The sequence below is a fragment of the Burkholderia sp. Ax-1724 genome, assembly GCF_011752995.1.
Lineage (GTDB): Bacteria > Pseudomonadota > Gammaproteobacteria > Burkholderiales > Burkholderiaceae > Paraburkholderia.
In genome coordinates, this window is sequence record NZ_VWWL01000007.1 from 25,949 (window position 1) to 39,673 (window position 13,725).

General features: G+C 65.1%; 15 protein-coding genes and 1 other RNA gene. 8 read left to right on the top strand and 8 right to left on the bottom strand.

The window, feature by feature from the left end; all coding sequences use genetic code 11:
* Window positions 1–89: 89 nt before the first annotated feature.
* Both F3J19_RS10600 and rnpB read left to right on the top strand, forming a co-directional pair.
* Window positions 90–914, top strand: a complete 825-nt coding sequence (locus tag F3J19_RS10600; protein ID WP_167040545.1) for a DUF3025 domain-containing protein — start codon at window positions 90–92, stop codon at window positions 912–914.
* Window positions 915–1,027: 113 nt separating this feature from the next.
* An RNA gene (rnpB, locus tag F3J19_RS10605) (RNase P RNA component class A) lies at window positions 1,028–1,441 on the top strand.
* 76 nt (window positions 1,442–1,517) lie between these two features.
* Here the strand turns inward: rnpB and F3J19_RS10610 are convergent.
* Both F3J19_RS10610 and F3J19_RS10615 read right to left on the bottom strand, forming a co-directional pair.
* Window positions 1,518–1,940 carry an OsmC family protein gene (locus F3J19_RS10610; protein ID WP_025602559.1) on the bottom strand — a complete coding sequence of 141 codons (423 nt, stop codon included), beginning with the start codon at window positions 1,938–1,940 and terminating at the stop codon, window positions 1,518–1,520.
* A 99-nt stretch (window positions 1,941–2,039) separates the two neighbouring features.
* The gene (locus tag F3J19_RS10615) at window positions 2,040–2,579 is read right to left on the bottom strand and encodes a hypothetical protein (RefSeq protein ID WP_167040547.1); all 540 of its coding nucleotides are present in this window, start codon (window positions 2,577–2,579) and stop codon (window positions 2,040–2,042) included.
* Here F3J19_RS10615 and rplM point away from each other — a divergent pair.
* The 3 genes from rplM to erpA all read left to right on the top strand — a co-directional run bounded on the left by rplM (window position 2,578) and on the right by erpA (window position 4,078).
* The gene (rplM, locus tag F3J19_RS10620) at window positions 2,578–3,006 is read left to right on the top strand and encodes a 50S ribosomal protein L13 (protein ID WP_013090508.1); all 429 of its coding nucleotides are present in this window, start codon (window positions 2,578–2,580) and stop codon (window positions 3,004–3,006) included. The two genes, F3J19_RS10615 and rplM, sit on opposite strands and share 2 nt — an antisense overlap.
* 11 nt (window positions 3,007–3,017) lie before the next feature.
* A complete protein-coding gene (gene rpsI, locus F3J19_RS10625) occupies window positions 3,018–3,410 on the top strand; it encodes a 30S ribosomal protein S9 (RefSeq protein WP_008919630.1) in 393 nt (130 codons plus the stop codon).
* A 302-nt stretch (window positions 3,411–3,712) separates the two neighbouring features.
* Complete coding sequence (gene erpA / locus F3J19_RS10630) at window positions 3,713–4,078, top strand: iron-sulfur cluster insertion protein ErpA (RefSeq protein ID WP_075302778.1); 366 nt, start codon at window positions 3,713–3,715, stop codon at window positions 4,076–4,078.
* A gap of 128 nt (window positions 4,079–4,206) precedes the next feature.
* On the opposite strand, the gene F3J19_RS10635 is transcribed toward erpA, so the two are convergent.
* A complete protein-coding gene (locus F3J19_RS10635) occupies window positions 4,207–5,337 on the bottom strand; it encodes an anhydro-N-acetylmuramic acid kinase (RefSeq protein ID WP_345891022.1) in 1,131 nt (376 codons plus the stop codon).
* 260 nt (window positions 5,338–5,597) lie between these two features.
* Here F3J19_RS10635 and tyrS point away from each other — a divergent pair, with 260 nt between their 5' ends.
* The 3 genes from tyrS (at window position 5,598) to F3J19_RS10650 (ending at window position 8,215) form a co-directional block, all read left to right on the top strand.
* Window positions 5,598–6,848 (top strand): tyrosine--tRNA ligase, encoded by a 1,251-nt coding sequence (gene tyrS, locus F3J19_RS10640; RefSeq protein ID WP_167040551.1) that lies wholly within the window; start codon window positions 5,598–5,600, stop codon window positions 6,846–6,848.
* A gap of 69 nt (window positions 6,849–6,917) precedes the next feature.
* Window positions 6,918–7,388 carry a D-aminoacyl-tRNA deacylase gene (gene dtd, locus F3J19_RS10645; protein WP_167040553.1) on the top strand — a complete coding sequence of 157 codons (471 nt, stop codon included), beginning with the start codon at window positions 6,918–6,920 and terminating at the stop codon, window positions 7,386–7,388.
* A gap of 152 nt (window positions 7,389–7,540) precedes the next feature.
* Entirely contained in the window at window positions 7,541–8,215 is a 675-nt protein-coding gene (locus F3J19_RS10650) for a histidine phosphatase family protein (RefSeq protein ID WP_167040555.1), read from the top strand.
* A 147-nt stretch (window positions 8,216–8,362) separates the two neighbouring features.
* Here F3J19_RS10650 and F3J19_RS10655 read toward each other — a convergent pair whose 3' ends face one another.
* The 5 genes from F3J19_RS10655 to purH form a co-directional block, all read right to left on the bottom strand.
* The gene (locus tag F3J19_RS10655) at window positions 8,363–9,421 is read right to left on the bottom strand and encodes an oxygenase MpaB family protein (protein WP_167040557.1); all 1,059 of its coding nucleotides are present in this window, start codon (window positions 9,419–9,421) and stop codon (window positions 8,363–8,365) included.
* 52 nt (window positions 9,422–9,473) lie between these two features.
* Window positions 9,474–10,535, bottom strand: a complete 1,062-nt coding sequence (gene ruvB / locus F3J19_RS10660) for a Holliday junction branch migration DNA helicase RuvB (protein ID WP_167040559.1) — start codon at window positions 10,533–10,535, stop codon at window positions 9,474–9,476.
* A gap of 42 nt (window positions 10,536–10,577) precedes the next feature.
* Window positions 10,578–11,159: a Holliday junction branch migration protein RuvA gene (gene ruvA / locus F3J19_RS10665; RefSeq protein WP_167040561.1), complete on the bottom strand. Its 582-nt coding sequence runs from the start codon at window positions 11,157–11,159 to the stop codon at window positions 10,578–10,580.
* A 105-nt stretch (window positions 11,160–11,264) separates the two neighbouring features.
* The gene (ruvC, locus tag F3J19_RS10670; protein WP_167040564.1) at window positions 11,265–11,807 is read right to left on the bottom strand and encodes a crossover junction endodeoxyribonuclease RuvC; all 543 of its coding nucleotides are present in this window, start codon (window positions 11,805–11,807) and stop codon (window positions 11,265–11,267) included.
* A gap of 334 nt (window positions 11,808–12,141) precedes the next feature.
* Complete coding sequence (gene purH, locus F3J19_RS10675; RefSeq protein ID WP_167040567.1) at window positions 12,142–13,707, bottom strand: bifunctional phosphoribosylaminoimidazolecarboxamide formyltransferase/IMP cyclohydrolase; 1,566 nt, start codon at window positions 13,705–13,707, stop codon at window positions 12,142–12,144.
* Window positions 13,708–13,725 lie beyond the last annotated feature (18 nt).

Consider the following 13,725-nt stretch of genomic DNA (forward strand, 5'->3'; position numbering starts at 1 on the left):
CGAAGTCCGGGCACGCAGTTGCGCACAAAGCCGGGCAGGAAGCCGCGCATGAGAAGGCCGCGAAAGCCTCTCCTGTAGCCGGGCAGGCAATGGCACCCGAAGCGCCGCCGCCAGGCTTTGCCGCCATCGACTGGTCGAGGCCCTGGTTGGCGCAATTCGCCGCGCGCGGCCGGCGCTGGCAGCAAGCCGCGCTGACCGGCTATGCGGACCTGCTCGCCGTGATGAATGCCGATGCCGCACAGATGCGGCAGACCACCGGCCGCGGCCAGCGCCTCGCGTTCATCGCGCAGGACGATCTGCCGCCGGGCGCTGCGTACGAGGCGCATATCGCCGCGACCGGCTGCGTGCCGACGCGCCACAATCTGCACGACTTCTTCAACGGCTCGATGTGGTTCGCGTTTCCGCGCATCAAGGCGGCGTTGAACGCGCGGCAGTCGGCGGCGATCGACGCACTCGGCGTCGGTCCGACGCGCGGCGGCGTGCGCGACATGCTGACCCTCTTCGACGAAAACGCGCTGCTGTTCGCCTGCGCCGATCCCGCTTTGAGCGCCGCGCTGCGCGGCTTCGACTGGCAAACGCTGCTGGTGGGCCGGCGCGACGCGTGGGGCCGTCGCTGCGAAGTGCGCTGCTTCGGCCATGCGCTGCTGGAAAAACTGATCGCGCCATTCAAGGGTTGTACAGGCCATGCATGGATCGTCGACGTGCCGGCCGGGTACTTCGAGTGGGACGCCGCCGCGCGCGACGCGTGGCTCGACGAAGCGGTCAGTGCGGCGTTGCTCGGCACCGAAGCGTTGACGAGCCGCCTGTTCGCGCCGCTGCCGGTGCTCGGCATTCCGGGCTGGTGGTCCGGGAACGAAGCGCCCGCGTTTTACGACGACGCCTCCGTATTCCGCTCGGGGCGCCGCAAGCGCTAGACGCGTGGCTGGCGCCGGCGAGTGTTCCGCCATTCGAGCGGGCCGCCTGACTTGCCGGTTGCCGCAGCCGCGCGCGGGCGGCCGCGCCGTTCGATGTTAAAATCCGTGCCAGCAAAGCAGGCCAGGCAGTCGCGGCCTCGGCGGTTTTGGCCGACGAGGGCGAGGAAAGTCCGGACTCCACAGGGCAGGGTGATGGCTAACGGCCATCCGTGGCGACACGCGGAACAGGGCAACAGAAAGCAAACCGCCGATGGCCCGGCGCAAGCCGGGATCAGGTAAGGGTGAAACGGTGCGGTAAGAGCGCACCGCGGCTGTCGCAAGGCAGACCGGCACGGTAACCTCCACCCGGAGCAATTCCAAGTAGGCAGGCGCGCATCTTCGAGATGCAGGATGGGGCCCCCATCTCGTCTGCGGGTAGGAAGCTTGAGCGCGTCAGCAATGGCGCGCCTAGAGGAATGGCTGCCACGCGCGTCGTGTCTTCGGGCGCTACACGTGCACAGAATCCGGCTTATCGGCCTGCTTTGCCACTCAACAAAAAATGCCGGCGTCCGTGGGGACGCCGGCATTTTCATTTGGCGCGCCGGTTGCGGCGTGCCGATACGCTCAGTTTGCGACGATGTCGAACGAGTGCGTGAGTTCGGCGGTTTTCGCGATCATGATCGACGCCGAGCAGTATTTGTCGTGCGACAGGTTGATCGCGCGTTCGACGGTGGCCGGGTTCAGATTCTTGCCGGTCACGGTGAAGTGGAAGTGGATCTTCGTGAACACCTTCGGGTCTTCGCTTGCGCGTTCGGCCTTCAGCGTCACCGAGCAGCCGGCGATTTCCTGGCGGCTCTTCTTGAGGATCATCACGACGTCGTAGGCGGTGCAGCCGCCCGTGCCGAGCAAAACCATTTCCATCGGACGCGGCGCGAGGTTGCGGCCGCCGCCTTCAGGCGCGCCGTCCATCGCGACCAGATGGCCGCTGCCCGTCTCGGCCGCGAATGCCATCCCGTCTTGCCCCATCCAGCTTACTTTGCATTCCATGCTGTCACTCCACCGCGCATAGCTATATCGAGACGGCATTGTAGCCCGGTGTTTGACAATCCGCGCAGAGCCTGGCCCAGTTCGGGTTATGCGCCATGGCTATGTGGATGCTGCGCCGCCGCATCCATGCGGAATCCGGGAATATCCGGGCCGGTTTAGGGGTTTTACTCTAGGCGATGCCCGATGCGGTCTGGATATCCAAAGCTTTGAGGCTTGATCCCAAAGGACATTTTTCGATTTCAGATTGATCTGGTAATTTTTCGAATTATGAAAACTCATCTCACAATGCAAATATTCTTGCGTTGCACAAGGGCGGCTCATATAATTTCCCCATCGTTGCAGCAGTTCTGCAACTTCCGCTGTCTCCTCCACCTCCTCCTTTGGTGGATTAAACCCGAACCGCTCGTTCGGGTTTTTTTTCGCCCAGCTGGATCCCCGCTTGAGACCCCATTGGGGACCCCACGGCGGCACGCCTATCGCAAGTTTTGACTTGGCCGTGCAAATTCCTTTATAATTCAGGGCTTTTCCGCATCCGCGCCCGCGGAGGAAGAACCAGGGAGAGCCTGCACGCGCCTCGATGCGCACACTACAAGCAGGAAAAAAACACATTGGGCGCAGCAATTTTTTTGGATCGATCATGAAGACGTTTTCCGCAAAAGCCCATGAGGTGACGCGCGAATGGTACGTGATTGACGCGACGGATAAGGTTCTCGGGCGTGTCGCCAGCGAAGTGGCACACCGTCTTCGCGGCAAGCACAAGCCTGAATTCACTCCCCACGTCGACACCGGTGATTTCATCATCGTTATCAACGCTGGCAAGCTGAAGGTCACGGGCAACAAGGTTACCGACAAGAAGTACTACCGTCACTCGGGCTACCCGGGCGGTATCTATGAAACGACGTTCGGCAAGATGCAGGAACGCTTCCCGGGCCGCGCGCTCGAGAAGGCGGTCAAGGGCATGCTGCCGAAGGGCCCGCTCGGCTACGCGATGATCAAGAAGCTGAAGGTCTACGCTGACGCAACGCATCCGCATTCGGCACAACAGCCGAAGGCGCTCGAGATCTAAGGGGAGCCCACATGATCGGTAACTGGAATTACGGCACGGGCCGCCGCAAGAGCGCCGTCGCACGCGTGTTCATCAAGGCAGGCAAGGGCGATATCGTTGTGAACGGCAAGCCCATCGCCGACTACTTCTCGCGCGAAACGTCGCTGATGATCGTGCGCCAGCCGCTGGAACTCACGAACCACGGCACCACGTTCGACATCAAGGTCAACGTGACGGGCGGCGGTGAAACGGGTCAAGCCGGTGCGGTTCGCCACGGCATCACCCGCGCGCTGATGGACTACGACGCAACGCTGAAGCCGGAACTGTCGAAGGCTGGCTTCGTTACGCGTGACGCTCGTGAAGTCGAACGTAAGAAGGTCGGCTTCCACAAGGCACGTCGCCGCAAGCAATTCTCGAAGCGTTAATCGCTTCGGGTGCAAGCCGGCTCCTCAGCCGGTTTGCAGCAAAAGCCGCCAACGCTTCATGCGAAGGCGGCTTTTTTTATGGTTTTGTCGGGGTTCAGGGCCGCGGGCGAGCTCCCGTTCGATGACGCGGCGAATCGGCCGCCACGGCGGCGGTAGCCGCAGTGGCGTTGTTGTGCCCGTCCAGGCTGACGGCCAACGCACTGTCCGACGGCTGCAACGGAAGAACCCATTGATTTTGTGGGCTTCAGCACGATATTCAGATCAGCCCTACAATAGCGGCTAAAGCTTTTTGGAGAGTTCGAATGAACGCAGTCACCGATACCCCCGTGACCGAGATGCCCGCCCCCTTCGTCTTCACCGACGCAGCGGCTGACAAGGTCAAGCAACTGATCGAAGAAGAAGGCAATCCGGAGCTCAAGCTGCGCGTGTTCGTGCAGGGCGGCGGCTGCTCGGGCTTTCAATATGGTTTTACGTTCGACGAAGCCATCAACGAAGACGACACCGTGATGAACAAGAGCGGCGTCCAGCTGCTGATCGACTCGATGAGCTACCAGTACCTGGTTGGCGCCGAGATCGACTACAAGGACGACATCAACGGCGCGCAGTTCGTCATCAAGAACCCGAACGCGACCACCACCTGCGGTTGCGGTTCGTCGTTCTCGGTCTGAGCACGGCGACACGCCGTTTCAAGTCTTAGCTCGTACGGAAAACGGGGCCTGCATAGGCCCCGTTTTTTTATTGCCCGCCTGTCGCGCCGCGCGATCGTGCCCCGCGGACCCGCTTTACCCGATCATCTTCAGCGCGGATAGATCGCGCCCAACACACGCTCGTCCGAGGCTCCCGTGACGCCCGGCAGATTACCCGGCAGCCGCGCGACGCAGCGCATCGCGAGCCATGCGAAGGCGAGCGGCTCGACCTGGCTCGGCGGCACGCCGAGCGCGTCGGTCGTCATCACCGGTACGCCGCTCACGCCGCTGTCTTCGAGCGCCTGCTGCAATGCCTTCAGTATCTCCGGATTGCGTGCGCCGCCGCCGCACACGTACACCGCGCGGACATCGGACGCATGCCGCTCGATTTCGCGCGCCACCGTCACCGCGGTCAGCGCGACCAGCGTCGCCTGCACGTCGGCTGGATCGAGTCCGACGAACGGCGCGAGTTTCGCGTCGAGCCAAGCGGTATTGAACAGGTCGCGGCCGGTGCTTTTCGGCGGCTGCTCCGAGAAGAACGGCTCGTCGAGCAGCGCGTTCAATAGCTTGCGATCGACCTCGCCGCTCGCCGCAAAATGGCCGTTTTCGTCAAATGGCTTGCCGAGATGGCGTTCGGCCCATGCGTCGAGCAACGCGTTGGCGGGGCCGCAATCGAAGCCGCGCACGCTGCCGGTCGCGTTCAGTATCGTGATATTGCTGATGCCACCGAGGTTGCAGACCACCCGCGTCTCGTTTTTCGCGCCGAACACCGTCGCGTGAAAAGCCGGCACGAGCGGCGCGCCTTGGCCGCCGGCGGCGACGTCGCGGCTGCGGAAATCCGCGATCACGTCGATATGCGTCATCTCCGCGAGCAGCGCCGGATTGTTGATTTGCCGCGTGTAGCCTTTTTCCGGCCGATGCCGCACGGTTTGCCCGTGCACGCCGATCGCGCGGACTTCCTCGGCCGACAGGTGGCTGCCGCGCAGCAGTTCGTGGCAGCACACGGTGTAGCGCGTCGCGAGCGCGTTGGCGGCCAGCGCTTCGCGCTCGATCTCGTTGTCGCCGGGCTGCTGGAGTGCGAAGAGCGCCTCGCGCATCCCGGCCGAGAAGCCGACGAAGGCCTCGGCCAACACTTCCGGCGGCTTTCCGTCGGCAAACCGGACGGCCACGCCGTCCACACCGTCCATGCTCGTACCCGACATCAATCCGAAATAGATGCCGTCTGCGGGGTCTCGCGCCACGTCGCTGCTCCTCTCGATGTTCATTGCGATTCGTTGTAGCAGATTATCGACGCTCGCGCGGCTGAATATCAGCACCGGTACAGACATCGCACGGGCAGCACGCGACCGCCACGCGTGCATCACGCTTGCGTCGCTCCCCTGCGCCGGGCACACGTCGAGCGAAAAATTGCCGCTTGCCAGGCCGTCCGAGGCGTGTCGGTGGGCGCGGCGGCGCGCATCTATGGGACAATCCTGCTTTTTCGCGACTTCACGTTTCCAGCATGAGCACCGAGTCCACCAAGCCCAATTCCGCTACTGCCCTTCCGCTCACGGACGAAGTCCGCCATGCGCTCGCCGTCACCAAGCGCGGCGTCGACGAACTGCTGATCGAAGACGAATTCGCGCAAAAGCTCGCGCGGAGCGCGGCGACTGGTAAGCCGTTGCGCATCAAGCTGGGGCTCGATCCGACCGCGCCCGACATCCACATCGGCCACACGGTCGTGCTCAACAAGATGCGCCAGTTGCAGGACCTCGGCCACACGGTGATTTTCCTGATCGGCGATTTCACCTCGCTGATCGGCGACCCGTCCGGCCGCAACGCGACGCGCCCGCCGCTCACGCGCGAGCAGATCGAATCGAATGCGAAGACCTATTTCGAGCAGGCCGCGCTCGTGCTCGACCGCGACAAGACCGAAATCCGTTACAACAGCGAATGGTCGATGCCGCTCGGCGCCGACGGCATGATCAAGCTCGCGTCGCGCTACACGGTCGCGCGTATTCTCGAACGCGAAGACTTCACGAAGCGCTTCCAGGGCGGTGTGCCGATCTCGATCCACGAATTCCTCTATCCGCTGATGCAGGGCTACGACTCCGTCGCGCTGAATGCGGACCTCGAACTCGGTGGCACGGACCAGAAATTCAACCTGCTGGTCGGCCGCGAGCTGCAGAAGCAGTACGGCCAGGAGCAGCAGTGCATCCTGACGATGCCGCTGCTCGAAGGGCTCGACGGCGTCGAGAAGATGTCGAAGTCGAAGAACAACTACATCGGCATCAGCGAAAAGCCGACCGATATGTTCGGCAAGCTCATGAGCATTTCCGACACGCTGATGTGGCGTTACTTCGAACTGCTGTCGTTCCGTCCGATGGACGAGATCGCCGGCTTCCGGAAAGAGATCGAAGCGGGTCGCAATCCGCGCGACTTCAAGGTGCTGCTCGGCCAGGAAATCGTCGCGCGCTTCCATTCGCAGGCCGATGCCGAGCGCGCGCTCGAGGACTTTAATCATCGCGCGAAGGGCGGCGTGCCCGACGATATCCCGGCGGTGACGCTCGCGGGCGCACCGCTTGCGATCGGCCAGTTGCTGAAGCAGGCCAACCTCGTGCCGTCGACGAGCGAAGCGCTGCGCAACATCGAGCAGGGCGGCGTGAAGATCGATGGCGCGACGGTGTCCGACAAGGGCCTGAAGGTCGAGGCGGGCGAGTATGTCGTGCAGGTCGGCAAGCGCCGCTTCGCACGCGTGACGCTCACAGCGTAATCGCGCAGTGCACGCGCAACGCCGCTCGCTTGTCGTGACGACGCGCAGCCCGCGCCCGGAGCCGCGCCGATGATCGCGCTGATCCAGCGCGTGCGGCGCGCCGAAGTACGCGTCGTGGACGGTGAAAGCGAGCGCGTGACCGGCGCGATCGACGCGGGTCTGCTCGCGCTTGTCTGCGCCGAGCGCGGCGACACCGAGGCGGCAGCCGACAAGCTGCTGGCCAGGGTGCTCGGCTATCGCGTATTCAGTGACGCGGCCGGCAAGATGAATCTCTCCGTGCAGAATGTCGACGGCGCGGGCCGCGCGGGCGGTTTGCTGCTCGTGTCGCAGTTCACGCTCGCGGCCGATACCAACAGCGGCCTGCGCCCGAGCTTCACGCCCGCGGCGGCGCCCGACGAAGGCAAGCGCCTGTTCGATTACTTCGTCGCGGCCGCGCGCGCGAAGCATCCGGTGGTCGAGACCGGCGAGTTCGGCGCGAACATGCAGGTGTCGCTCGTCAACGACGGGCCGGTCACGTTCTGGCTGCAGACCCACGCATAAGTGGGTTTCAGCGCGCGCCCATGCGCGCCGTTTGCGGGCCTGCTCGATCGAAGCGTGTTCCGGCGCGCAGCCACCGCAACTCAGGCGCGGCCGTCGCTTTTTGCGACAATAGCCGTTCGGCATAACCGGCGAACGGCGCCCACTTCCTTCTCATGACGACGCAGATTCTGTTTATCCGGCACGGCGAGACCGACTGGAACCGCATCAAGCGCATTCAAGGTCACATCGACATTCCGCTCGCGACGACGGGGTTCGCGCAGGCGCAACGTCTCGCGCGGCGTATCGCGCAGGAGGCGCAGCAGGGTGCGCGGCTCGACGCGATCTATGCGAGCGATCTGCAACGCGCGCAGCAGACCGCCCAGCCGATCGCCGAGGCGCTCGGCCTGCCGCTACAGTTGCGCGAGGGCTTGCGAGAGCGTTCGTACGGCGCGTTCCAGGGCCACGACAGCGACGAGATCGCGCTGCGCTTTCCCGACGAATACGCGCAGTGGCAAACGCGCGATCCCGGCTTCACCCCGCCCGAAGGGGAGTCGCAGCGCGTGTTCTACCACCGTGTCGTGCATGCGATCGAGCCGCTTGTCGCGGCGCATCCGGGCGGCCGGATCGCCTGTGTCGCGCATGGCGGCGTGCTCGACTGCGTGCGCCGCTTGGCAACGGGTTTGCCGCTCGACGCGCCGCGCGATTACGCGCTGCTGAACACGAGCGTGAACATCGTGGATTTCGCCGACGGTCACGCGACGATCGTGTCGTGGGGAGACGTCGCGCATCTCGAACCGGCGAGCGCCGCCGACGACGGCTTCAGGAAGGCACCGGAGCCGGGCCGGTAAGCCGGGCGCGCATGACGGTGACGAGGCGGAGGCGTATCTTGGCGCCTCAGCGCCTCAGCGCCTCAGCGCCTCAGCACCTCAGCACCTCAGCACCTCAGTGCCGCGCGCTGTATCGCGTGCGCGAGTGCGATCGTCCGCCGGCCCATCTCAAACCGGCTCTGGCGCCGCGGCCGCGCGCCGGCGCGCCCGCTTCGACACCCCATTGACCAACGCCCAGCGGATCACCGGCGCAACGAGCCGCACGCCGGGCCGCGCGAGCGTTCTGCGCAGCGCCGCATAACGAGCGAAGCCGAGCATGTCCTGCGCCCAGTCCGGCAGCAGATCGACGCCGGCGTTGAGCATCAGCGCCCCGGCGGGCCGCATCGCGAAACTCGGTGCCGGCGCGTTCATCAGAATCCTCACGACTTCGCGCGTGCGTTCGCTTGCGACGAGCGCGGGCTGCATCGCGAGCAGATACGCCTCGATCTCGGCGCGCGAGCGCGGAATCTCGGTGGCGCCGAGCATTTCGGCGATGCGCGCGGTTTCCGCGAAGTATTGATCCTGTGCCGCGACGGACAGCATCGGATTCACGTAGCGCAAATGCGCGGTCATGAAGCTCGATACTTCGGCGACATGCACCCACGTCAGCAGCGCGGGTTCGCTCGCCTGGTACGCCTGACCGTCCGGCGCGACACCGCTCACGTCGAGATGGATGCGCCTCACGCGTTCGATCAGCGCGAGCGCGTCGCGCCGGCTGCCGAAAGTCGTGCCGGCGATGAAGGTCGCCGTGCGGCGCAGGCGCCCGAGAATGTCGGTGCGAAACGTCGAGTGATCCCATACGCCCGCGAGCGCGAGCGGGTGCAGCGCCTGGAGCAGCAACGCGCTGATGCCGCCCGTCATCATCGACGTGAAGTCGGCGTGGACTTTCCAGCAGATGGCGTCGGGCCCGAAGAGGCCGGGATCGCCCGGCGGCGAGGAGTAGTCGAGCACCGGGCCGCTGCCGGTCGTCAGATGCGTGACGCCCGAGGCGAGTTTCGAGCGCAGGCGGTGGGTGAGCCGCTGCGCGAAGTTGCCGGAGGGTTCGCCGGCCGGGTTGACGATGGGATTGCCCGGTGCGCCGGCGGGCTGGTTGCCAGCACCGCTGCCGGCGTTGCCACCGGATTTGTTACCTGAGGTGTCACCCGAGTGGTCGCCTGAGGCGCCGGGCGGTTGCGTCTGGTCGGACATCCTGAGCGGCCTCGCTTGCGGCGGTATCGGCTGAGCCGGCTGACCCGGCGATTCAGTTCGCCGAGTTCCACAGGCCCGGCAGCGCACTCGACGCATCCGGCGCGGCGAGCCCGAAGTGCCGGTAGGTCAGCAGCGTGGCGACACGGCCGCGCGGCGTGCGTTGCAGGAAGCCCTGCTGGATCAGATAGGGTTCGAGCACGTCTTCGATCGTGTCGCGCTCCTCGCCGATCGCCGCCGCCAGGTTATCGACGCCGACCGGGCCGCCGTCGAACTTGTGCAGGATCGCTTCGAGCAGCTTGCGGTCCATCAGGTCGAAGCCGACCGCGTCGACGTCGAGCATGCTGAGCGCGGCGTCGGCCACCTGCGCGGTGATGTTGCCGTCGGCCTTCACTTCGGCGAAGTCGCGCACGCGGCGCAGCAGGCGGTTCGCGATACGCGGCGTGCCGCGCGCGCGGCGGGCGATTTCGAACGCGCCGTCCGGATGGATCTGCGCGTTGAGCAGCGCGGCCGACCGCGTGACGATGCGCGCCAGTTCCTCGGCGTTGTAGAACTCGAGCCGCGCGACAATGCCGAAGCGGTCGCGCAGCGGATTGGTCAGCATGCCCGCGCGCGTGGTCGCGCCGACCAGCGTGAACGGCTGCAGGTCGAGCTTGACGCTGCGCGCGGCCGGCCCTTCGCCGATCATGATGTCGATCTGATAATCCTCGAGCGCGGGGTACAGGATTTCCTCGACGACCGGCGAGAGCCGGTGGATTTCGTCGATGAACAGCACGTCGTTGGCTTCGAGATTCGTGAGCAGCGCAGCGAGATCGCCCGCGCGTTCGAGCACCGGCCCCGACGTTTGCCGCAGATTGACGCCCATTTCGCGCGCAATGATGTGCGCGAGCGTGGTCTTGCCGAGGCCCGGCGGGCCAAACAGCAGCACGTGGTCGAGCGATTCGGAACGGCGTCTCGCGGCCTCGATGAAAATTTCGAGCTGGCCGCGTACCTTCTCCTGCCCGACATATTCTTCGAGCTGGCGCGGGCGCAACGCCCGCTCGAACGCTTCTTCGTTCGGCGAGGCGGGCGTGGCCGCAATGATGCGCTCGGCGGCGAGTTTGTCGGTTTCGATCATGCGCTCATTGTACCGCGCGCTGTACCGCGCGCGACCCGGGCATCAGCCCTTCGAGAGCGCCTTCAGCGCGAGCTTGATGCCCTCGGAAACGCCGGTGCCGGCCGGCACGTTCTTGATCGCCGCGAGCGCTTCCTTCTCGGAGTAGCCGAGCGCGAGCAGCGCGTTGAGGATGTCGGAGGCATGATCGGATGCCGATGCGGCGCCCGCCATTGCGCCGAGGTCGGCGCCGAGCTTGCCCTTCAGTTCGAGCAGCAGCCGCTCGGCGGTCTTCTTGCCGATACCGGGCACGCGCGTAAGGCGCGCCGCGTCCTGCATCGTCACGGTCTGCGCGAGTTCGGACACGCTCATGCCCGACAGCACCGCGAGCGCCATGCGTGCGCCGATGCCGGAAATTTTCAGCAGTTCGCGGAAGGTCGAGCGTTCCTGCGCGGTGCCGAAGCCGTACAGCAGATGCGCGTCCTCGCGCACGATCATCTGCGTGAGCAGCACGATGCGTTCGCCGGTCGACGGCAGGTTGTAGAACGTGCTCATCGGCACGTCCACTTCATAGCCGACGCCGTTGCAGTCGACGAGCAGATGCGGCGGGTTTTTTTCCAGCAGAACGCCGGCAATGCGACCGATCATGGCGGATTCGATTTTTAGAGTCGTGTGGGAAAGGGCGAGTGTAGCGTAGCGGACCGGCGGCGCGATGGGGAATTGCGGGAGGCTGCGCCGCAAACCGCGCCTGCGCTAGCCCACGAGGCGCCCGCGCCGTACTCGCAGCCCTTTCTTCGCCAGCGAAGGCGCGATGCCGCCGAGCGTGCCCAGCGTCGAGCCGCCGTGCGCATGGCAGATCGCCATGCCGAGCGCGTCGGCGGCGTCGGTGCCCGGCACGCCCGTGAGGTTCAGCAGACGCACGACCATCTGCTGCATCTGCTCCTTGGTCGCGCGGCCGTAGCCGACCACGGCCTGCTTCAGTTGCAGGGCTGTGTATTCGGCGACCGGCACGCCGCCCGCGACGAGCCCGCAGATCGCCGCGCCCCGTGCCTGACCGAGCAGCAGCGTCGACTGCGGATTGACGTTGACGAAGACTTTTTCGATCGCCGCCTGATCGGGCGAATGCTGGCGGATCAGCGTCGAAATGCCGTCGAAGATGGTGCCGAGGCGCGAGGGCAGATCGGCGTCGGCCGTCTTGATGACGCCGCTCGCGACGTAGCTCAGTGTGTGGCCGTGTTGGTCGATCACGCCGAAGCCGGTCACGCGCAGACCGGGGTCGATGCCGAGAATTCTCATGAGGTGCCGCACATGCGATAAAAACCAGGTGCCTGCGATACTACAACGAACGCGGCGCGTGGCGGTTTGTGGGTGGTGTCGCGGACGGAATAAAACGGTGACGGCGATGCAACACAGCGAGGCAACACAGTGAGGCCAGCCTGGACGCCGCGCCATTGGACGCGTCGCAAGAGCGCGCGGCATTGAATCGGCCGTGCAGGATCGATCGCACCAAAGCAAACGGCCCGGCAGGAACACCCGCCGGGCCGTTTTTTCGACAGTACAGACATCACACGCGCGGCAACCGCCGCCTCACCGTATTACGGCGAAGCAGCGATTCGCCGCCAACCGCCTGTCAATGACGGAAGTGACGCACGCCCGTCAGCACCATCGCGATGTTGTGCTCGTCGGCGGCGCTAACCACTTCGTCGTCGCGCACCGAGCCGCCCGGCTGGATCACGCAGGTTGCGCCCGCGGCGACGACCACGTCGAGACCGTCGCGGAACGGGAAGAACGCGTCCGATGCGACCGCCGAGCCGGCCAGCGTCAGATTGGCATTCTGCGCCTTGATGCTGGCGATACGCGCCGAATCCACGCGGCTCATCTGGCCCGCGCCGACGCCGAGCGTCATGCCGTTCGCGCAGAACACGATCGCGTTCGACTTCACGTACTTCGCGACGCGCCAGGCGAACAGCAGGTCATCCATTTCCTTCGGCGTCGGATGGCGCTTGGTGACCACACGCACCTCGCGCGGCTGCACGTTCTTCGAGTCGAGCGACTGCACGAGCAGGCCGCCGCCGACGCGCTTCAGATCGAACGCGTTATGACCGTCGCCGAGCGCGATTTCGAGCAAACGCACGTTCTGCTTCGCCGCGAACACCTGGCGCGCTTCGGCGCTGAACGACGGCGCGATCAGCACTTCGACGAACTGCTTCGCGACCGCTTGCGCGGCCGCTTCGTCGACTTCGCGGTTGAACGCGATGATGCCGCCGAACGCCGAGGTCGGATCGGTCTGGAACGCCTTCGAGTACGCTTCGTGCGCGTTCGCGCCGACCGCGACGCCGCACGGATTCGCGTGCTTGACGATCACGCAGGCCGGCACGTCGAAGGTCTTCACGCATTCCCACGCCGCGTCGGAGTCGGCGATGTTGTTGTACGAGAGTTCCTTGCCTTGCAGCTGGTTGTAGTTCGCGAGCGCGCCGGCCGGCACGGCGAGGTCGCGGTAGAACGCCGCGCTCTGGTGCGGGTTCTCGCCGTAGCGCAGATCCTGCACCTTCTCGTACGCCATGTTGAAGGTAGCCGGGTACGTATTGCGCGACGCGTGCTGCAACTCGTCGGTCAGGCTCGTCAGGTAGTTCGTGATCGCGCCGTCGTACTGCGCGGTGTGCGCGTACACCTTGGTCGCGAGGCGGAAATTCGTCCTGTACGACACCGTGTTGCCGTTCGCGCGCATTTCGTCGAGCACGACCGCGTAGTCGGCCGGATTGACCACCACGGTCACGTCGCGGTGATTCTTCGCGGCCGAGCGCAGCATGGTCGGGCCGCCGATGTCGATGTTCTCGATCGCGTCTTCGAGCGAGCACTCTTCCTTCGAGACGGTCTGCACAAACGGGTACAGGTTTACGACCAGCAGGTCGATGGTCGGAATGTCGTGCTTCTCGAGCGCGGCCATGTGCTCGGGCAGATCGCGGCGCGCGAGGATGCCGCCGTGTACCTTCGGATGCAGCGTTTTTACGCGCCCGTCGAGCATTTCCGGGAAGCCCGTGTAGTCGGCGACTTCGGTAACGGACAGGCCCGCGTCCGCGAGCAGTTTCGCGGTGCCGCCGGTCGACAGGATCTTGATGCCGAGGTCCGACAGCGATTTTGCGAAATCGACGATGCCGGATTTATCGGAAACGGAGATGAGCGCTTGCTTGATCATGATGAAGACGAAAAGCCG